Origin of the sequence: Achromobacter deleyi, from assembly GCF_016127315.1 — a bacterium.
Taxonomy (GTDB): domain Bacteria; phylum Pseudomonadota; class Gammaproteobacteria; order Burkholderiales; family Burkholderiaceae_B; genus Achromobacter; species Achromobacter insuavis_A.
In genome coordinates this window covers 3,966,576-3,985,326 of the sequence record NZ_CP065997.1, presented here as the reverse complement: position 1 = coordinate 3,985,326, position 18,751 = coordinate 3,966,576, and the positions used below count along the sequence as shown (strand labels likewise).

Annotated in this window: 20 protein-coding genes; 10 read left to right on the top strand and 10 right to left on the bottom strand. The window is 68.8% G+C overall.

What is annotated here, in order from left to right; genetic code table 11:
• Window positions 1–26 precede the first annotated feature (26 nt).
• The 3 genes from I6I07_RS18095 (at window position 27) to I6I07_RS18085 (ending at window position 4,900) form a co-directional block, all read left to right on the top strand.
• On the top strand, window positions 27–1,604 hold the full coding sequence (locus I6I07_RS18095; RefSeq protein WP_198483132.1) for an ABC transporter substrate-binding protein: 1,578 nt from the start codon (window positions 27–29) through the stop codon (window positions 1,602–1,604).
• Window positions 1,605–1,672: 68 nt separating this feature from the next.
• Entirely contained in the window at window positions 1,673–3,127 is a 1,455-nt protein-coding gene (locus I6I07_RS18090; protein ID WP_198483131.1) for an amidohydrolase family protein, read from the top strand.
• Between the two features lie 12 nt (window positions 3,128–3,139).
• Window positions 3,140–4,900, top strand: coding sequence for an ABC transporter ATP-binding protein (locus I6I07_RS18085; RefSeq protein WP_198483130.1), 1,761 nt, complete (start codon window positions 3,140–3,142; stop codon window positions 4,898–4,900).
• A 66-nt stretch (window positions 4,901–4,966) separates the two neighbouring features.
• Here the strand turns inward: I6I07_RS18085 and I6I07_RS18080 are convergent, their stop codons facing one another.
• Entirely contained in the window at window positions 4,967–5,626 is a 660-nt protein-coding gene (locus I6I07_RS18080; protein WP_232625633.1) for an aspartate/glutamate racemase family protein, read from the bottom strand.
• A 78-nt stretch (window positions 5,627–5,704) separates the two neighbouring features.
• On the opposite strand from I6I07_RS18080, the gene I6I07_RS18075 reads away from it, so the two are divergent.
• Complete coding sequence (locus I6I07_RS18075; RefSeq protein ID WP_198483128.1) at window positions 5,705–6,667, top strand: LysR family transcriptional regulator; 963 nt, start codon at window positions 5,705–5,707, stop codon at window positions 6,665–6,667.
• Here I6I07_RS18075 and I6I07_RS18070 read toward each other — a convergent pair.
• Entirely contained in the window at window positions 6,664–7,596 is a 933-nt protein-coding gene (locus tag I6I07_RS18070; protein WP_006396204.1) for an N-carbamoyl-D-amino-acid hydrolase, read from the bottom strand. The two genes, I6I07_RS18075 and I6I07_RS18070, sit on opposite strands and share 4 nt — an antisense overlap.
• 76 nt (window positions 7,597–7,672) lie before the next feature.
• Complete coding sequence (hydA, locus tag I6I07_RS18065) at window positions 7,673–9,142, bottom strand: dihydropyrimidinase (RefSeq protein WP_198483127.1); 1,470 nt, start codon at window positions 9,140–9,142, stop codon at window positions 7,673–7,675.
• Window positions 9,143–9,474: 332 nt separating this feature from the next.
• On the opposite strand from hydA, the gene I6I07_RS18060 reads away from it, so the two are divergent.
• On the top strand, window positions 9,475–10,512 hold the full coding sequence (locus I6I07_RS18060; protein ID WP_006396206.1) for a transporter: 1,038 nt from the start codon (window positions 9,475–9,477) through the stop codon (window positions 10,510–10,512).
• Window positions 10,513–10,533: 21 nt separating this feature from the next.
• On the opposite strand, the gene I6I07_RS18055 is transcribed toward I6I07_RS18060, so the two are convergent.
• Window positions 10,534–11,508: a GlxA family transcriptional regulator gene (locus I6I07_RS18055; RefSeq protein WP_198483126.1), complete on the bottom strand. Its 975-nt coding sequence runs from the start codon at window positions 11,506–11,508 to the stop codon at window positions 10,534–10,536.
• Window positions 11,509–11,678: 170 nt separating this feature from the next.
• Between I6I07_RS18055 and I6I07_RS18050 the strand changes: the two genes are divergently transcribed.
• Window positions 11,679–12,047 carry a DUF1428 domain-containing protein gene (locus tag I6I07_RS18050; protein WP_061074042.1) on the top strand — a complete coding sequence of 123 codons (369 nt, stop codon included), beginning with the start codon at window positions 11,679–11,681 and terminating at the stop codon, window positions 12,045–12,047.
• Window positions 12,048–12,182: 135 nt separating this feature from the next.
• Window positions 12,183–12,686: a VOC family protein gene (locus I6I07_RS18045; protein WP_116522291.1), complete on the top strand. Its 504-nt coding sequence runs from the start codon at window positions 12,183–12,185 to the stop codon at window positions 12,684–12,686.
• A gap of 71 nt (window positions 12,687–12,757) precedes the next feature.
• Here the strand turns inward: I6I07_RS18045 and I6I07_RS18040 are convergent, their stop codons facing one another.
• The 3 genes from I6I07_RS18040 to I6I07_RS18030 form a co-directional block, all read right to left on the bottom strand.
• Window positions 12,758–13,270: a DUF1993 domain-containing protein gene (locus I6I07_RS18040; protein ID WP_198483125.1), complete on the bottom strand. Its 513-nt coding sequence runs from the start codon at window positions 13,268–13,270 to the stop codon at window positions 12,758–12,760.
• 204 nt (window positions 13,271–13,474) lie between these two features.
• Window positions 13,475–14,548, bottom strand: a complete 1,074-nt coding sequence (locus I6I07_RS18035; RefSeq protein ID WP_198483124.1) for an alpha/beta hydrolase family esterase — start codon at window positions 14,546–14,548, stop codon at window positions 13,475–13,477.
• 26 nt (window positions 14,549–14,574) lie between these two features.
• The gene (locus tag I6I07_RS18030) at window positions 14,575–14,757 is read right to left on the bottom strand and encodes a hypothetical protein (RefSeq protein WP_006396220.1); all 183 of its coding nucleotides are present in this window, start codon (window positions 14,755–14,757) and stop codon (window positions 14,575–14,577) included.
• 268 nt (window positions 14,758–15,025) lie between these two features.
• Here I6I07_RS18030 and trhA point away from each other — a divergent pair, with 268 nt between their 5' ends.
• A complete protein-coding gene (gene trhA / locus I6I07_RS18025; RefSeq protein WP_198483123.1) occupies window positions 15,026–15,679 on the top strand; it encodes a PAQR family membrane homeostasis protein TrhA in 654 nt (217 codons plus the stop codon).
• A gap of 21 nt (window positions 15,680–15,700) precedes the next feature.
• Here the strand turns inward: trhA and I6I07_RS18020 are convergent, their stop codons facing one another.
• Together I6I07_RS18020 and I6I07_RS18015 are read right to left on the bottom strand one after the other, a co-directional pair.
• Window positions 15,701–15,976, bottom strand: coding sequence for a hypothetical protein (locus I6I07_RS18020; protein WP_006396218.1), 276 nt, complete (start codon window positions 15,974–15,976; stop codon window positions 15,701–15,703).
• Between the two features lie 41 nt (window positions 15,977–16,017).
• Window positions 16,018–16,221 (bottom strand): cold-shock protein, encoded by a 204-nt coding sequence (locus I6I07_RS18015; protein ID WP_006385404.1) that lies wholly within the window; start codon window positions 16,219–16,221, stop codon window positions 16,018–16,020.
• 371 nt (window positions 16,222–16,592) lie between these two features.
• On the opposite strand from I6I07_RS18015, the gene I6I07_RS18010 reads away from it, so the two are divergent.
• Window positions 16,593–17,027: a hypothetical protein gene (locus I6I07_RS18010; RefSeq protein WP_198483122.1), complete on the top strand. Its 435-nt coding sequence runs from the start codon at window positions 16,593–16,595 to the stop codon at window positions 17,025–17,027.
• Between the two features lie 16 nt (window positions 17,028–17,043).
• On the opposite strand, the gene I6I07_RS18005 is transcribed toward I6I07_RS18010, so the two are convergent.
• Window positions 17,044–17,814, bottom strand: coding sequence for an AraC family transcriptional regulator (locus tag I6I07_RS18005; RefSeq protein ID WP_198483121.1), 771 nt, complete (start codon window positions 17,812–17,814; stop codon window positions 17,044–17,046).
• Window positions 17,815–17,915: 101 nt separating this feature from the next.
• Between I6I07_RS18005 and I6I07_RS18000 the strand changes: the two genes are divergently transcribed.
• On the top strand, window positions 17,916–18,731 hold the full coding sequence (locus tag I6I07_RS18000) for a sulfite exporter TauE/SafE family protein (protein WP_198483120.1): 816 nt from the start codon (window positions 17,916–17,918) through the stop codon (window positions 18,729–18,731).
• The last annotated feature ends 20 nt before the right edge of the window (window positions 18,732–18,751 follow it).

Below are 18,751 nucleotides of genomic sequence, written 5' to 3'. Positions count from 1 at the left end.
ACAAACCATACAGGGGAAACCACATCATGAAGATCATCCAGGGACTGGCCCTCGCGCCGCTGGCCTTGACCTGCCTGCTGGCCGCGCCCGCGCCGGCGCTGGCGCAGGCCGAGAAGACCGTCCTGATCCTGCGCGAGCTGGACACCGACAAGTACGACCCGCACCGCACCACCGCGCGCGGCGCGGCCGAGGTGCTGTTCATGGCCGCCGACACCATGGTGGGCCTGGACTACGACATGAAGACGCCGGTGCCGGCGCTGGCCAAGAGCTGGACCGTCTCGCCCGACGGCCTGACCTACACCTTCAACCTGCGCGACGACGTCACCTTCTGCAGCGGCCGCAAGATGACCGCCAAGGACGTGGTGGCCAGCTACACCCGCTGGCTGGACCCGGAAACCAAGGGCCTGGAGCGCTGGCGCGCCGGCCCGGTCGACAGCATCACCGCGCCGGACGACGTCACCGTGGTCTACAAGCTGAAGAAGCCCTACAACGAGCTGCTGCAGCAGATGGCGCACTACATGCACTCGGTCATCAACATCGAGCAGGTCAAGGCGCTGGGCCAGGACTACGGCGTCAAGGCCTTCGACGGCACCGGCCCGTACTGCTTCCAGAGCTGGTCGCCGCGCAATGAAGTGGTGCTGACCCGCCACGCCGGCTACAAATGGGGCCCGGCGATCTACAAGGACCCGACGCCCAAGGTCGACAAGATCATCTGGAAGATCGTGCCCGAGGAAAGCACCCGCCTGACCGCGCTGCAGAGCGGCCAGGCCGACCTGTCGCGCTACCTGCCGCAGTGGGCCATCAAGGACCTGAAGGCCGACAAGCGCCTGTTCGTCAGCAAGGCGGACCCGTTCTACTGGACCTTCTTCCTGGGCTTCAAGATCGACAAGCCGATGCTGACGGACGTGAACGTGCGCCGCGCCCTCAACCTGGCGATCAACCGCAAGGCGCTGACCGAGGCCATCACCTTCGGCGAAGCCGTGCCCGCCACCAGCATGCTGGCCACCAGCACGCCGGCCGGCGCCAACGACGCCTACCGCTACGACCCCGCCGCCGCCAACAAGCTGCTGGACGAGGCCGGCTGGAAGATGGGCAAGGACGGCTACCGCTACAAGGACGGCCAAAAGCTGTCGCTGCTGCACTACGGCATCACCGGCTACTGGAAGGACATCATGGAAGCCGTGCAGGGCGACATGAAGAAGGTCGGCGCGGACCTGCGCGTGCAGCTGTTCGATTCGACCTCGGCCTGGGGCAAGCTGGCCACGCAGGAATTCGATGAATTCAGCATGAGCTTCGGCTACATGAGCACGGGCGAGGCGCTCAACAGCTACTTCCTGTCCAGCAGCATCCCGACCCCGAACCGCATGAACTGGAAGGACGCCGACACCGACCGCTGGCTGGCCGAGGGCAGCGAGGCGCTGGACGCCAAGACCGGCGACGCCATCCTGTCCAAGGCGCTGACCAAGATCTCCGACGGCGTGGCGTGGATTCCGCTGTACCACGACTCGCTGTACCTGGTGGGCGGGCCGCGCCTGAAGCCGATGCGCGCGCACGGCATCTTCGGCGCCGCCGCCTACAAGGGCCTGGACATCGAGTTGAAGTAAGCCGCATCGGGCGGCGCGGCTTCCGCCGCGCCGCCTTTCCCCTGATTCCGCAGCACAGAGAGTCTCCCGTGAGCGACACCAATCAAGCCAGCATCACCCATTTCAAGAACCTTGCCACCCTGGTGGCCTGGGACGAGGCGCTGGGCTCGCACGTCTATATCGAGAACGCCGACCTGGTGATGCGCGGCGACACCGTGATCCACGCCGGCACGGGCTACGCCGGGCCGGCCGACCGGGTCGTGGCCGGCAACGGCCTGATGGCGATGCCGGGCCTGGTGAACGTCCACAGCCACCCCTCTTCCGAGCCCGGCAACCGCGGCCTGCTGGAAGAGCTGGGCAGCGACAAGCTGGGCCAGAGTTCCCTGTACGAATACATGCCGGTGTTCCGCTCGGGCATCGAGACGGCGCAGTATTCCAACCAGGTGGCGATGGCCGAGATGCTGCTGAGCGGCGTGACCACCTTCGTCGACATGTCGCTGCCGCGCCCCGGCTGGGCCGACGTGGTGGCGGCGGCCGGCATCCGCGGAGTGCTGGGCCCGATGTTCCGCTCGGCCGCCTGGCGCACAACGGACGGCCATTCGGTCGAATACACCTGGGACGAGGCGGCGGCGCAGAAGTCGTTCGAGGCCGCCCTGGCCGTGGCCGACAGCGCCATCAACCACCCCAGCGGCCGCCTGGGCGCCATGCTGTGCCCGTCGCAGGTCGACACCTGCTCGCCCGAACTGCTCAGGGAAGCGCAGCAAGCCGCGCGCCGCCTGGGCATCCCGATGCAGATCCACGCCGCGCAGAGCGTGGTCGAGTTCTCGGAGATGACGCGCCGCCATGGCCGCACGCCGATCGAATGGCTCGATGACCAGGGCCTGCTGGATGGCGACCTCATCATAGGCCACGGCATCTTCCTGAACGACCACCGCGCGCTGTACTGGCCGCATGCCGACGACTTCGGCCTGCTGCAACGCTCGGGCGCGCACGTGGCGCACTGTCCCACGGTGTTCGTGCGGCGCGGCATCGCGTTGAGCTTCCTGGGCCGCTACCTGCGCGCTGGCATCAACGTCGGCATCGGCACCGATACCTTCCCGCACAACATGCTCGATGAAATGCGGCTGGCCTGCTACGTGGCCCGCCTGCAGGCCGGCCACTTCCGCGCCGCCTCCACCGAGGAAGTGTTCAACGCCGCCACCATCAACGGCGCCCGCATGCTGGGCCGCGACGACATCGGCCGCATCGCGGTCGGCGGCAAGGCCGACTTCTCGCTGGTCGACCTGTCGCATCCGTACATGCGCCCCGGCCGCGAGCCGCTGCGCAGCCTGATCTACTCGGCCGGCGACCGCGCCATCCGCGACGTCTACGTGGACGGCGCCCAGGTGGTCAAGGACGGCAAGCTGCTGACCATCGACATCGAACGCGCCATGCAGGAAGTGGAACGCGCCCAGGCGCAGACCATCGCGACCGTGGCGCAGCGCGACTACGCCGGCCGCGACATCGACGCCATGTCACCGCGCGTCTTTCCCAGCCGCGCCTGACGGAGACTTTCCATGACCGAGACCTTACTGGCGGTGCAGGGCCTGAGCGTCGAGTTCGGCGCCCGCGCCCAGCCGTATCGGGCGGTGAAGTCGCTGGACTTCACCATCGGCCGCGGCGAAACGGTGGCGCTGGTGGGCGAGTCCGGCTCCGGCAAATCGGTGACGGCGCTGTCGATCCTGCGCCTGATCGAGCGCGCCGGCGGCCGCATCGCCGGCGGCAGCGCCCGCTTCGTGCCGCGCGACGGCCGCGAGGTGGACCTGTTCGGGCTGGAGGAATCGGCCCTGCGGCGCATCCGCGGCAACGAGATCTCGATGATCTTCCAGGAACCGATGACCTCGCTCAACCCGGTGATGACGGTGGGCGACCAGCTGGCCGAAGTCTATCTGCTGCACCAGGACATCCCGCGCCAGGAGGCCTGGCGGCGCGCGCAGGAAATGCTGGTGGCGGTGAAGATGTCCGAACCCGAACGCCGCATGACGCAGTATCCGGGCGACCTGTCCGGCGGCATGCGCCAGCGCGTGATGATCGCGATGGCGCTGGCCTGCCGGCCGCAGCTGCTGATCGCCGACGAACCGACCACCGCGCTCGACGTCACGGTGCAGGCCGAGATCATCGACCTGATCCGCGACCTGCAGCGCGAGGTCGGCATGGCCGTGCTGTTCATCACGCACGACATGGGCGTGGTGGCCGAGATCGCCGACCGCGTGGTGGTGATGCGGCACGGCGACAAGATCGAGGAAAGCGCCACCGCGACGCTGTTCGAGGCGCCCGCGCAACCCTACACCCGCGACCTGCTGGCCGCGGTGCCGCGGCTGGGCGACGGCTCCCCCGACGAAGCCGTGGTGCAAGACCGCCCGCCCGTGCTGGAAGTGTCGGGCCTGGCCAAGCGCTTCCCGGTCAAGGCCGGCGCGTTCGGCAAGGTGGTGGCCAACGTGCACGCGGTCGAGGGCGTATCGTTCGACCTGCGCGCCGGCGAGACGCTGGCCCTGGTGGGCGAGTCCGGCTCGGGCAAGTCGACCACCGGACGCCTGCTGATGAAGCTGGTGCAGCCGAGCGCAGGCTCGATCCGCCTGGCCGGCCAGGACGTCACCCACATGACGCCCGAGCAGATGCGGGCGATGCGGCGCCACATCCAGATGATCTTCCAGGATCCCTATGCGTCGCTCAACCCGCGCCTGCACGCCTGGGACCTGGTCAGCGAACCGCTCAAGGTGCATGGCGGCCACACCCGCGAGCAGCGCCGCGAGCGCGCCGCCCAGTTGCTGGAACGGGTCAGCCTGCCGCGCGAGTTCCTGGACCGCTACGCGCACCAGTTCTCGGGCGGCCAGCGCCAGCGCCTGTGCATCGCCCGCGCGCTGAGCGTCAATCCCAAGATCATCGTGGCCGACGAACCGGTGTCGGCGCTGGACGTGTCGGTGCAGGCGCGCGTCATCGAGCTGATGAAGGAACTGCAGGCCGAGATGGGCCTGTCGTACCTGTTCATCTCGCACGACATCGCGGTGGTGGAAAAGGTCAGCCATCGCGTAGCGGTGATGTACATGGGCCAGATCGTCGAGATCGGCCCCACCCAGGAAGTGCTGCACCGGCCGCGCCATGCCTACACGCAGCGCCTGCTGTCGGCGGTGCCGGTGCCGGACCCCGCCCGCCGCCACCAGCGCAGCGTGCGCGCGGCGCGCGACATTCCCAGCCCGATCCGCAAGGTGGGCGACGACCCGGTCGTGACGCAACTGGTGCAGGTGGCCGCCGGCCACTACGTGCAGCAGGCGGCATAACGCCAAATCGGCCATGCGGGCGCCATGGCGCCGGCATGGCCGATGCCCTGCCGCCCCCGGGGCCGTTCAGGCGCGGCCGAAGATCCGCCCGACCGCCATGGCCACGGCGGCCTGGGTCGGCTCTACCACGGGCAGGCCGCAGGCCTCTTCCAGCCGCGCGCGCAGGTCCGCCATGCCGGCGCACCCCATGATGAGCACGTCGGCGCCATGGGCGTCGCGCAGGGTCCTGCCCACCGCCGCCATGCGCTGGAACGCCAGTTCGGCGTCGGCCAGGTCGCTGACGCGCAGGTCCAGCGCCAGTTCGCCGCAGATGCGGTCGGCCACGCCCATCGCGCGGAAGTAGCGCAGGTGGCGCGGGATGGCGGCGCCGGCGATGGCGATGACGCCGACGCGGGCGCCGATGCTCATGGCCGTCAGCACCGAACACTCGCCGATACCCAGCACGGGCACCGGCGCCAGGTCGCGCAGGCCGTGCAGCCCCGGATCGCTGAAGCAGGCCACGATGACGGCGTCGGCGGCGGCCGCCTCGCGCCGCACCAGCTCGGCCATGGGCGCGATGCTGGCGTCGGCCTCGGCCTGGTTCTGGATGCCGGCCGGCCCGCCGGTGGACGTCAGGCAGCGGAAATCCAGCGGCAGATGGCCGAACGGCTGGACGGCGCGGCCGATGGCCTCGGTCACTTTGTCCAGGGAATTCGGGTTTACGAGGAGAATGCGGGCGTTGGGCACGATTGAGTAGAATCCTTGCAGTAGAGGCGGGCCGGGAAGCATCCGAGCCTCGCCCAGGTCAAGAGGAAATCACGCAGCATGTCTGAATTACCCGGAAAGGTCCGGTCTTCCGCGCCGTTGAATCTGCGCCAGATCGAGGTATTCCACGCCATCATGATCACGGGCTCGTTGAGCGCGGCCGGGCGGCTGCTGCACGTGACCCAGCCCGCCATCAGCCGGGTGCTGGCGTCGATCGAACTGCGCCTGGGCTATGCGCTGTTCGAGCGTTTCAAGGGCCGCCTGCATCCGACCAAGGAAGCGCGCAAGCTGTTCCAGGAAGTGGAATCGATCCAGGCCGGCGTCAACCGCCTGAACGACATGGCCGCGGGCCTGGCCGGCCATGGCGGCGGCCTGGTCAGCGTGGTGTCCAGCCCCAGCTTCGGCGAGTGGTTGATCCCGGCGGCGACGGCGAAGTTCTGCGCCCGCAACCCCGGCGTGCGCATCCGCTACCGGCCGCTGGGCATGGACGCGCTGCTGCCGCAGCTGCTGCTGGGCTACGCCGACATCGCCATCTCCATCTTCAAGCCGGAACATCCCAACCTGATCACCACCGAGCTGGCGCAGGGCGAAATCGTCTGCGTGCTGCCGGCGGGCCACCGCCTGGCGCGCGAAAGCGTGATCCAGCCGGGCATGCTGGCCGGCGAGATGCTGGTGGGCTACAGCCGCGACACGCCGCTGGGCGAGACGCTTTGCGCGCATCTCGACCCGCAGGGCCACGACATCCTGGCCCCGGCGATCGAGGTGCGCTCGTCGCAGACGGCGTGCTCGTTCGTGCGCCAGGGCGTCGGCGTGGCGCTGGTGGACTCGTATGGCCTGACGGACGCGCTGATGCACGGGCTGGTGGTGCGCCGCATCGAGCCGGCGATTCCGCTGTTCGTGTACGTGTCTCATTCCCGGATCGAGCCGCCCCCGTCCATCGCCAAGGCCTTCCTGACGCAGTTTTCCCAGATCGTCAAAAAGGAATTGCCCGCGATGACGCAGGCAATCCTCAAGCGGGCTTAGTCGATTTCCGCCACGGGCAGCGGTTCGCCGGCGCCGGTGCGCTCGATGATCAGCTTGTAGTGCTGCGGGCTGCGGTGCTTGGCGAAGTTGAAGACGTGGTCGCGGAAGGTCTGGCCCATGCCCAGGTCGATGCGGGCGGTGATGACTTCGTCTTCCTCGCCGCTGGAGCGGGCCACGATCTCGCCCGACGGGGCCACGATCATCGAGCTGCCGATCATGTGGTGGCCGTCCTCGTGGCCGCACTTGGCGGCGGCGGCGACCCACACCGCGTTCTGGTAGGCGCTGGCCTGCAGCACGATCTCGTGCGTGGTGGTGCGCAGGTGCGCCGGCTCGTTCCAGTGGATGTTCAGCGACGGCGTGTTGTAGCCCAGCACGATCAGCTCGGCGCTTTGCAGCGACATCACGCGGTAGGTCTCGGGCCAGCGGCGGTCGTTGCACAGGCACATGCCGATCTTGACGTCGTTGGTTTCCCACACGCCGAAACCCAGGTCGCCGACTTCGAAGAACTTCTTCTCCAGGTGCTGGAACGGCGCCTCGGGTTTGTGGTCGGAATGGCCGGGCAGGTGGATCTTGCGGTACTTGCCGATGATCCTGGCCTGGCGGTCCACCAGGATGGCGGTGTTGAACTGGCGCCCTTCCGGGGTCAGCTCGGCGTAGCCCAGGTAGAAGCCGATGCCGAGCTCGCGCGCGGTGTCGAACAGCGGCTGCACGTCGGCGTTGGGCATGCTCTTTTCAAAGAAGCGATCGACCGCCTCGGCGTCTTCCATCCAGTAGCGCGGGAAGAAGGTGGTCAGCGCCAGTTCGGGAAAGACCACGAACTCCGCCTTGCGGGCCGCGGCTTCGCGCATCATCTCGACGAGGCGGCGGACCACCACCGCGCGGGTGTCGGCCAGGTTGACGGCGCCCATCTGGGCGACCGCGAGGTCCATTTTGCGCGCATGGGTTGCGTTGCTCACGATGTCAGTCTCCGGGGGTTCTATCGCTATGCGTTGAGGGCCGTGTCGCTCAGGACTCGATCACGGCCGGGAAAATCTTGCGCAGCAAGGCGGCGCGCGGGCTGATCTCGCGCGCCTTCTGCAGCGGGGCGGGCAGGCCGCGGGCGATGAACTGGCCGCGGCCGCGTTCGGCGCGCAGCACGCCGTCGTCCACGATCACCTCGCCGCGGCTGATCACCGTGGTGGGCCAGCCGGTGACCTGGCGGCCTTCATAGGGGGTGTAGCCGACCGCGTCGTGCAGGTCGGCGGCGCGCAGGGTCACGGTCTTTTCCGGATCCCAGATCGCGATGTCGGCGTCCGCGCCCACCGCCAGCGTGCCCTTCTTCGGGTACAGGCCGTACATGCGGGCGTGGTTGGTCGAGGTCAGCGCCACGAACTGCTGCAGCGTCAGGCGGCCGCTGCGCACGCCTTCGGAAAACAGCAGCGGCATGCGCACTTCCAGGCCCGGCAGGCCGTTGGCGATCTGCTTGAAGGTGGTGGCGTCGCCGGCCGGCAGCTTGCCGGATTCGTCGTAGCGATACGGCGCGTGGTCGGACGACAGCAGCGCCAGCGTGCCGCTGTCCAGGCTTTGCCACAGCGCCTGCTGCGACACCGGGTCGCGCGGCGGCGGGCTGCAGCAGAACTTGGCGCCCTCGACGCCCGGGATGTCGATGTCATCGGCGGTCAGCAGCAGGTAGTGCGGGCAGGTCTCGCCGTACACCGGCGCGCCCAGCGTCTGCGCGGCGTGGATCGCCTGCGCGCCGCCCTGGGTTGAAACGTGCACGATCAGCACCGGCACTTCCAGCACCGCGGCCAGGCTGATGGCGCGCTGGGTAGCCTCGTTTTCCGCGATCGGATCGTGGCTGACGGCGTGGTACTTGGGCGCGGTGTGGCCGGCCGCCAGCAGGTGGCGCGCGATCCAGCTGATGACGTCGTTGTTCTCGGCATGCACCATCGGCAACGCGCCCTCGCGCGCGGCGATGGCGAACACGTCCAGCAGCTGGCGGTCGTCCAGCTTGAGCTTGTCGTAGGTCATGAAGACCTTGAACGAGGTGATGCCGGCGCGGATCAGCTCGGGCAGGTCGCGGTTGAGCGTGTCGGGCGTGGGGTCCGAGATGATCAGGTGGTAGCTGTAGTCGATCACCGATTTCTCGGCGGCCGAGGCGGCGTAGGCGTCGGCGACCTGGCGCAGCGACTGGCCGCGATGCTGCGCCGCGAACGGCACGATGGTGGTGTTGCCGCCGTGGGCCGCCGAGATCGAGGCGGTGTGCCAGTCGTCGGCGCACAGCACGCCCATGCTGGACAGCTGTTCCACGTGGCAGTGGCTGTCGATGCCGCCCGGCATGACCAGCCGGCCGGCCGCGTCGATGGCGCGGCGGCCCGCCGGCAGCGTCGCCGCGATCGCGGCGATGGCGCCGTCCACGATGCCGATGTCGCCGACGAAATCGGCGTCGGCCGTGACGATACGGCCGTTGTGCAAGGTCAGATCGAAATCCGTCATCAAGAAAAGTCCCAATGCATGGACAGGCGCGCCGTGGCGGGCCCGACAGGAGGCACCATCATGCATGCGCCCGGGCAATTGGGAAACGGCCGGAAGCGGCCGCGCCGGGCCTCGGGCGGCCACCGCCCGCTACGGCTAACACATTGATTCAACGGCGAATTCCCGATCCGCCCGGCAAGCCCGCGAGGCCCATGCATAACGCTGGATCATGGAGGCTGTGCAAAGTTTTATATCGGGTTTCCCCGTGGCGCGGTCCCCCGGCAGAGCGGGGATGGCGGGCCGGCGGCCCGTTGTCGCGGGACTGTCACATTGCCGCGTCACCATCGCGCATCATGACGACCCCAGCGGCAGCGGCCGACTACCAATCCGACATCTCCGGCCTGATCTGCGCGTTCCGGTTCAAGGGCGGCGGCCCCGCCACGGAAATCGCCTCGCCCGCGGTCGCCGACCTGCTGGCGCGCATCGCGCAGGATGGCGACGCGCCCGAGGACGGCGCCTTTCTCTGGCTGCACCTGAACCTGTCGCAGGCCGGCTGCGTGCGCTGGCTGCAGGCCCACCTGGACCTGCCCGACACCTTCATCGCAATGCTGGGCGGCGAGGCCCACTCAACCCGCATCGAGCAGCAGGAAGGCGCGCTGGTGGCGGTCTTCAACGACGTCATCTTCGATTTCGACCGCACCCCGGCGCAGGTCTCGACCCTGTGGGTCTGCGCGCACCGCAAGCTGCTGGTGACCCTGCGCCGCAAGCCGCTGCGCTCGCTCGACCGCCTGCGCGAACACGTGCGGCGCGGCGAACCGTTCGGGTCGCCGGCCGAACTGCTGGCGCACCTGATGCGCGACCAGGCCGACCTGATGATGGAGATCGTGCGCAAGGCCAGCGTCGATGTCGACGGCATCGAGGATCATTTCCTGGCCGCGCGCGGCGGCCCGGGGCGCCTGGACCTGGCCGCCACCCGCCGCGTGCTGGTGCGGCTGCAGCGCACGCTGGCGCCGGAGCCAGGCTCGGTGTTCCGCCTGCTGGCGCGGCCACCCGCCTGGCTGCGACCGCGCGACGTGCAGGAACTGCGCGAATCCACCGAGGAATTCTCGGTGGTGCTGGGCGACATGGCCGGCCTGGTCGAACGCATCAAGCTGCTGCAGGAAGAAATGACGGCGCGGCTCGATGAACAGAACAACCGCACCCTGTTCACCCTGACGCTGGTGACGGTGCTGGCGCTGCCGATCAACATCATGGCGGGCCTGTTCGGCATGAACGTGGGCGGCATCCCGCTGTCGGACGACCACCACGGCTTCTGGATCATCTGCGTGCTGGTCGCGGCCTTCACGGGATTCGTGGCGTGGCTGGCGTTCCGCCGCCGGCGCGCGGGCTGACGGCCGCCGCGGGCGGCCCGGCTACTGGTAGCGCTCGCGGTAACCCACGGGCGACATGCCGCAGTACTTGTTGAAGATGTCGCGAAAGGCCTTGGTGTCGTTGTAGCCGACCTCGTACATCACTTCCGACACGCTCTTGCGCGAGCTTTCCAGGCGCCGCTTGGCGGCCTCGACGCGCACGCGCTGCACGTACTCGACGATGCTGTTGCCGGTGGCCTGGCGAAAGCGCCGTTCGAGCGTGCGGCGGCCGAGCGCATGGCGGTCGGCCAGGTCCTCGACGGTGATTTTCTCGGTGTAGCGGCTCTCGATGAAATCCTGCACCGCGCGCACCACCTGGTCGGCGTGCGCCTTCTGCCCCATGAACACCGAGAACGGCAGCTGGCTCTGGCGGCTCCAGTCGAGCTGGAAGTACTTGGCGCACCAGATGGCGGTGTCGCGGTCGGTGTATTTCTCGATCAGGTGCAGCACCAGGTGCGCGGCCGAGAAGGCGCCGCCGCTGGTGTAGATGCCGTTGCCGGAATGGACCACGCGGTCGATGCTCCAATCCACCGCCGGGAACAGGCTGGCGTACAGGTTGCGCGCCGCCCAGTGCACCACCGCCTGCTGGCCGTCGAGCAGGCCGCCGGCGGCCAGCAGCGCCGCGCCCAGGCACAGGCTGGCCACTTCGCCGCCGCCGCGGTAGTGGCGGGCGATCCATTCGACCAGTTCGCGGTTGGACAGCACCACGTCGGACACCGCCCCCAGCAACGGCGGCGCGATGCAGATGTCGATATCGCGGGCCTCGTCCAGCACCAGGTCGGCCTGCACCGTGATGCGGCCGTCGTCCAGGCTGACCTGGCGCGTGGCGGCCAACGTGCGCACCTGGAACCGCGGCGCGCGCCCCTGCGCGGCCAGGTATTCGTTGGCCACCAGGAAACCGTGCCGGGCCGTTTCCAGCGACGCGATATTGGCGCCGGACGGCAGCAGGAAAGCGATGTTTTTCATGCCGCCAAGCATACGCCGACAGACCTGTCGCAATCCACCCTCAAGAATGTCGCAATCGCCTATCTGAAAGCGCCGCCGATCCCGATACAGTGACATCTACCGGCATCGCTGCCGGCGCGGCCGCCGCGACGATGCGGGCTTGCGGGCGGCGCGTACAACAACACGGAGTCAAGGAGCATCTGATGGAACAGTACATAGATGGTTACCTGCTGAGCGTGCCCAAGGCCAACATCGAGGCCTATCGCAAGATGGCCGAGCTGGCCGGCTCGATCTGGCTGGAATACGGCGCGCTGGAATTCCGCGAGTGCGTGGCGGACGACATCGACGGCGAGGGCTTCGGCTCGTTCAGCGCCGCCGCCAGCGCGCGCGAGGGCGAGACGGTGGTGTTTTCGTGGATCGCGTTCGCCAGCAAGGCCGAACGCGACCGCATCAACGCCAAGGTCATGGCCGACCCGCGCCTGACGGGCATGTCCTGCGAGGGCGTGTTCGATTTCAAGCGCATGTGCTGGGGCGGCTTCAGCACCCTGGTGGCCAAGTCGGCCCGCGGTTGAAAAAAAAGGCGCGGCGGCCTGTCGATCCCGGCGCCGTCCGTTCGTCGTAGGAACAGGACGGACCGGAACGCGCAGGCGCCCCCGCGACCCGTCCCCACGTACCCCAACCCTCTTCCCGGTTTTCGGAGACACATCATGGCCACCCCCGCAAAGAAAGCGATTCCCGACGGCATGCACACCCTGACCCCGCACATCGTGTGCGAAGGCGCCTCGGATGCGATTGCCTTCTACCGCAAGGCGTTCAACGCCGAGGAACTGACGCGCCTGCCGGCTCCCGGCGGCAAGGTGATGCACGCCGCGATCCGCATCGGCGATTCGGTGGTGATGCTGATGGATGACTTCCCCGAATGGGGCAGCCTGGGGCCCAAGGCGCTCAAGGGCTCGCCGGTGACGCTGCACCTGTACGTGCAGGATGTGGATGCCGCGATCAAGCAGGCGGTGGCGGCGGGCGCGCAGGTCACCATGCCGGCGGCGGACATGTTCTGGGGCGACCGCTACGGCCAGGTGGTGGATCCGTTCGGCCATCGCTGGTCGATCGCCACCCACAAGGAAGACCTGACGCCCGAGGAGATCCAGCGCAACATGGCCCAGATGGGCGAGATGGAAGGCTGCGGCGACCCGTCCAGGAAGCAGGGCTGAAACGCCGCTGCAAGCGCCCGTCCGACGCTCGTCCGGACGGGCGCGGGCGTCCGGGCCGCCCGGACGCCGCGTCAGGCCGTGTACGGCCCCAGGAAGTCCAGCTTGCCGATCGGCACGCCGGCGTGGCGCAGGATGTCGTAGGCGGTGGTGACGTGGAAATAGAAGTTCGGCAGCGCGAACGTCAGCAGGTAGGCGTCGCCTTGGAACTCGGGCTTGAACTCGCCAAAGCTGAGCGTGACCTTGCGGCCCTCGGCGCCTTCAAGCGCCTCGGCCGGCACCGAACGCAGATAGGCGATGGTGTCGGCGACACGTTTCTGCAATTGCTCGAAAGTGGTTTCCTCATCGGGAAACTTGGGCGACTCGACCTGCGACAGCCGCTGCGTGGCGAACTTGGAGGCATCGCTGGCGCGTTGCACCTGGCCCGACAGCGGATACATGTCGGGGGCCAGGCGGGCGTTGACCAGCTCGGCCGGATCGATGCCGTTGGCGGCCGCGTGGGCGGCGCCCTTTTCCAGCAGCGTGGCCAGCACGCTCAAACCGCGGATGAAGACAGGCACCGAGGCCTGGTACATGGACAGGGACATGATGATGAGTTCCAAATAGGCTTGCCCGGCCGGTCGCCGGGAACGGCGCCAAGTCTGCGGGCGTGGCGCGATGTTAGCGCCGCGTCGCGATGGCCGGCCGGCGCCTGGGACGACATCTCTGTTTCCGTTTTCTGAACAATAACGCGCCGGTCCGCGTCCGGCCATCCCCGCGCCCGCCGGGAGGCCGCGCCGCCCTATGCGGCCCTATGCGGCCACGCGCCGCTGGCCCTGGAAGAACCGCCAGATCAGCGCCGAGGCGTCGGGGCCGCTGCGCGCGTGATAGCGCACCGAGGCATCGCCACCGCTCCAGCCGTGCTCGACGCGGGTGATCTCGCACAGCCGCAGCACGATCTTGCGGCCCCGCAGCAGATCGACGCGGCGATAGGCCTTCTCGGTGCCCAGGCCCAGCACCCGCTCGACCGTCGGCTCGTCCGCCGCCAGCCCGTTCAGGGCGCGGAACTGCTCGAACAATTGCCTGGCATTGCGCGGCGCCACCGCCGGATCCATCTGCCCCTGCAGGATCATGGCCGGCATGCCGAGCGCGAACGCGGCCGGATCCGCCACGCCCTGCAACAGCGGCAGCAACGGCTTGACCGAGCCGCGGCGCATCGTGTTCAGGCCGGCCGCGGCGTTGTGGGCGTCGCCCAGCACCGGCCCGGAATGCATCGCCAGCGCGGCGATCAGGGTGGGATGGCGCAGCGCCACCAGCGCGGCCATGCTGGCGCCGGCCGACAGGCCCGCGATGTAGACGCGTTCCGGGTCCAGCCCGTGGCGCGCCACCTCGGCCTGGATCAGGGCGGCGATCAGGTCGGCCTCGGCGCCGCCGTGCTGCGCGTCGGGCTGGAACCAGCGCCAGCAGCGCTGCACCTGCCGCGTCATCGATTGCTGCGGATACAGCACCATGAATCCGCCGGCGTCGGCCCACTGGTTCATGCGCGAACCGCGCGCGAACGCCAGCGCGGTCTGGCGACAGCCGTGCAGCATCACCACCAGCGGCATGCCCTGGCGCGGCGCGGCCAACGGCGTGTAGCGGGCGAAGGACAGCCCGCGGCCATGGGCGTCGGAGAATTGGCGCGAGGCTTCCCAGCGGCCGCTGCCCAGGCTCGGGGCCGCGACGCCGGTGGCGCTGTGCGCGGCCGGGCGGGTCGTGGCGGCCGGCCGCGCCGGCGCGGCGCGCTGCCGCACCCGCTTGGGCGCCGCGATGCGCAAGGCCGCGCGCTGCATGCGGCTCAGCTTCTTCGCGGCGGTGAAAAACAGATGGGTAAGACTGCGCGCCATTGATCATGCTCCGGGACCGGCCCGGCTCAGAACCGCCCGGACTGGATCGCCGCGCCGCTCGTCAGCAATTCCAGACAGGACACCAACGCCACCGCGATCGTGATGATGGAAAGCACTTTGACGACTTTGCTGGTGCCGGGCCGGGTCAACGTCGCGGTCATGCGCGTGACGATGTATGCCCCAACCATCAGGCCGATTGCCGGAATCATAGAAGCGCCTCCCCTTGAAGAGTCTGGTGCGGGCTCGCCGGATGCGCAGCCCTTCGATAACGCGTGGCGCCGCCTCTGCGGGTGGCTGATTGAGCGAGTGAAATGTATCACACAGTAACTTGCCATCGCAGCTTTTCGAATGCCCCCATGCCCGCCCGGTTTGCCGAAAATCAAGGCGCGCCGCCCCGTGCTCCGATGCGGCTTGAGCGGGCGGCCCAAAACCCTTATGGTGGAAACCCTAAGACTAATTAACCCCCTCCAGCAAACCATGTTCCCAAACGACCGCCGCCAGACCCTGGGCGAGGAAATCGCCAACACCATCAGTCACGGTCTGGGCGCGGCCGGCGCGCTGGCCGCCGCCCCGATCCTGATCGTCGCGGCCGTGCGCCAGGGCGACGCCGCCTTCATCGCGGGCGCGGCGATCTTCGCCGCCAGCATGTGCCTGCTGTACCTGGCCTCGGCCATCTACCACGCGCTGCCCGACAACCGCGCCAAGCGCCTCTTCAACGTGCTCGACCACTCGGCCATCTACCTGCTGATCGCCGGCACCTACACGCCCTTCGCGCTGGGCGCGCTGCGCGGCCCGTGGGGCTGGACGCTGTTCGGCCTGGTGTGGGGCATGGCGCTGCTGGGCGTGGGCCTGAAGGCCAGCAAGCGGCTCGACCGGCCCGCCCTGTCCACCGGGCTGTACCTGGCGATGGGCTGGCTGGTGGTCATCGCCGTCAAGCCGATGCTGGAGCGGGTGCCGACCGGCGGCCTGTGGTGGCTGCTGGCCGGCGGACTGGCCTATACCGGCGGCGTGGTGTTCTTCGTGTTCGACAACCGCTGGCGCTACGGCCACTTCGTCTGGCACCTGTTCGTGCTGGCCGGCACGGCCTGCCATTTCTTCGCCGTGCTCTGGTATGGCGCGGGCGTCGCCTGAGGCGCGCCCCGCCGAGGCATTCTAGCGAGCGAGAACCTGGGCGCCAGGCCTCACGTAGCCGTCGACCAGTTCACGCCCGTGGTGGATGGCGGCATCCACCGCCATGACCGGTGAGGACACGAAACCACCCGAGGCGAACAGCGGCACCAACTGTGGATCGTGCAACGGGTAGCCATCACCGGCCAGATCGACCGCCACGGTCGCGGTGAACGCGGGGCGGTGGCTGCCCGCCACCGCAATGCGGGACACGCTGGCAGTCAGCCGGTATCCCTTGTAGACCATGTTGTTGGGAAACATGCATCCTCCTGTGTGGACCCGGGGCCACGCGGGCCCGCGGGTCACATTGCGCGAATCTGCGTCGCGTGCGGGCCTTTGGCGCCTTGCGCCGTGACATAGCTGACGCGCTGGTTTTCGACCAGGGCCTTGTGGCCGTCACCGACGATTTCGGAGAAATGCGCGAACAGGTCCTTGCCGCCATTCTCGGGCATGATGAACCCAAAGCCCTTGGCGTCGTTGAACCACTTCACAATGCCGGTTTCCATATTTTCACTCCTTGCGTGGCGGGCACTGCCCGGGAAGCAAGCCAGTCAAGGAAAGGATGGCGAACAATGAGGCACCCACGGGGGCGCGATACCGGACGTTGATCACGATGCTCGAAAAGCTGCCGATTCACTATGGGTGTGCGTTCAACGAAAGTCAACGGGTGTTTCCAATTGACGCTCGCACAAATCCACGCGGCGGCTAATAAAGCGCGTATCCTGCAAAGATGGTGCTTGAACGCGCGTCACCTCGCCGTATCGCCATCCAGGAGGAAGACGGCCATGCGCCATGTTCTTTGCCAACGCGCGGCGCACGCCCCGCCGCACGCGATTTCCATCGTCCCTTCGGCGCGCCCACGCGGCGCGCACCCGGCGTGAGCGCCATCCGAAGGTCCATTGCCCGCTTCGCCAACGCCTGCGTGAAATTGCTGCCGCCCGCGCCGCCACCGGCCGGCGGCCCCGCCCCCTCCGACGCGCCGCGCGCCCACGCCTCGGTGTCCTCGCCGTGGCGCATCTACCGCATCTACGCCCGTCCCGGCCACCTGCTGCTGCGCGATGAACACGGCCGCATCCTCGACCTCGGCGTGATGAAGGGAGCCGAACCCAATCTGACGTACCGGCTATTCGCCCGCGGCCTGCAAGGACGCGGATTCGCCACGCGTACCCAGCTGCTCGACGATATCGCGCGGCGCATCGAGTCGGGCGAGACGGGCAACGAATTGCTCACGCTGCCGGCCTGGGAGCAAGCCCGCGGCGCGGACCTGGATCGCGGCACGCATACGGATGTATCGATGAAGCTGCGGCGCTGACGCCCACCAGCGGCGCTTAACCGGCCGGGTGCAGATAACTGGTGGGCGGACTGCCCAGCACGCGCTTGAACATGGTCGAGAACGCCGCCGGGCTCTGGTAGCCGAAGTCCAGCGCGATCGCCGTCACCGGCGTGCCGGCCGCCAGCCGCGCCAGCGCCAGCACCACGCAGGCGCGCTGGCGCCAGGCCGAGAACGCCATGCCGGTCTGCTGGCGGAAATGGCGGCTGAAGGTGCGCGGACTCATGTGCAGGCGCCCGGCCCAGGCCTCGGGCGACTGGCGCACGTCGGGCGCGGCGATGAAGGCGCGGCACAGCGGCGCCAGGCGCTTGTCGCGCGGCAGCGGAATGTGCAGCGGCAGCACCGGCGCGCGCGTCACCTCGTGCAGCAGCAGCGCCGCCAGCGCGCCGTCGCGGCCGGCCGGGTCGTAGTCGGCCGGCATGTCGACCGCCGCCAGCAGCAGCTGGCGCAGCAGCGGCGACACCTCGACCACCTCGCAGGCGGCGCTGCCGGCGCGGGCCGCGCCCGGTTCGATATAGGCGCTGCGGGTGCTGACGTCCTGCATGCGCACCTGGTGCGCCACGCCGGCCGGGATCCACACGGCGCGCTGCGGCGGCACCACCCAGTTGCCGTCGCGGGTGACCACGTGCATGACGCCGGTGGCGCCGTACAGCAGCTGGGCGCGGCGGTGCGTGTGCGCCGGCAGCAGGTGGCCGGGCGGATAGTCGTTGCCGATGGCGACCACCGCGCGGTCGAGGCGGTCGTGCAGGTCGATGTGGCTGTTGCGCATGGCGGGGATTGGCCGAATTGCAAACATTATTGTCCAATCCTCGAAAGCAAGCCACCGCCGGCCGCCCTATCGTGGCGTTTTCCCCGGAAAGGACACATGCAATGCTGTACGTGACATTGGCGCTGTTCGGCGCGTTGAGCGGCGTGACCACGGTGCTGTTCGGTTTTGGCGGCGGCTTCGTGGTGGTGCCGGTGCTGTACGGCGTGCTGACCGCCACCCACGGCGCGCAGGACGCCATCGGCCAGGCGGCGATGCACATCGCGGTGGCGACCTCGACCTGCGTGATGATCGTCAACTCGGTGGCCGCGACCCGCAAGCACCAGCGCGCCGGCAACATCGTGAGGGCCTACGTCTGGCCGCTGGCCGCCTTCATCGGCGCGGGCGCGCTGCTGGGCGCCTGGGCCGCCACCCGCGCCAGCGGCGACGTGGTGCGCTATGCCTTCATCGCCTACCTGGCCGTGACCATTCTCGACTGCCTGCTGCGCCAGGGCTTCATGGCGCAGCACGAAGCGCGCGCGGCGCGGCCGCTGGGCCAGGGCGTGACGGTCGGCGGCGGCGTGGTGATCGGCGTCATCGCCACGTTTCTCGGCGTGGGCGGCAGCGTGATGACGGTGCCGCTGCTGCGCCGCCGCGGCCTGCCGATGGCCAAGGCCGCGGCCATGGCCAATCCGCTGACGCTGCCGGTGGCGATTGTCGGCACGCTGGCCTACATGGCGGCGGCGCGCGCGCTGCCTGCCCCGCTGGCGCCGTGGATCATCGGCTATGTCGATCTGCTGGCCTTCGCGGCGCTGGCGTTGGGCTCGCTGGCGGGGATCCGGCTGGCGGCGCCGCTGATCCCGCGCATTCCCGACCGGCTGCACGCGCGGGTCTATGTCGCGTTGCTGGCGCTGGTGCTGCTGAGCATGGCGCTGGCCTAGGGTCGGCTCACACGACAAGG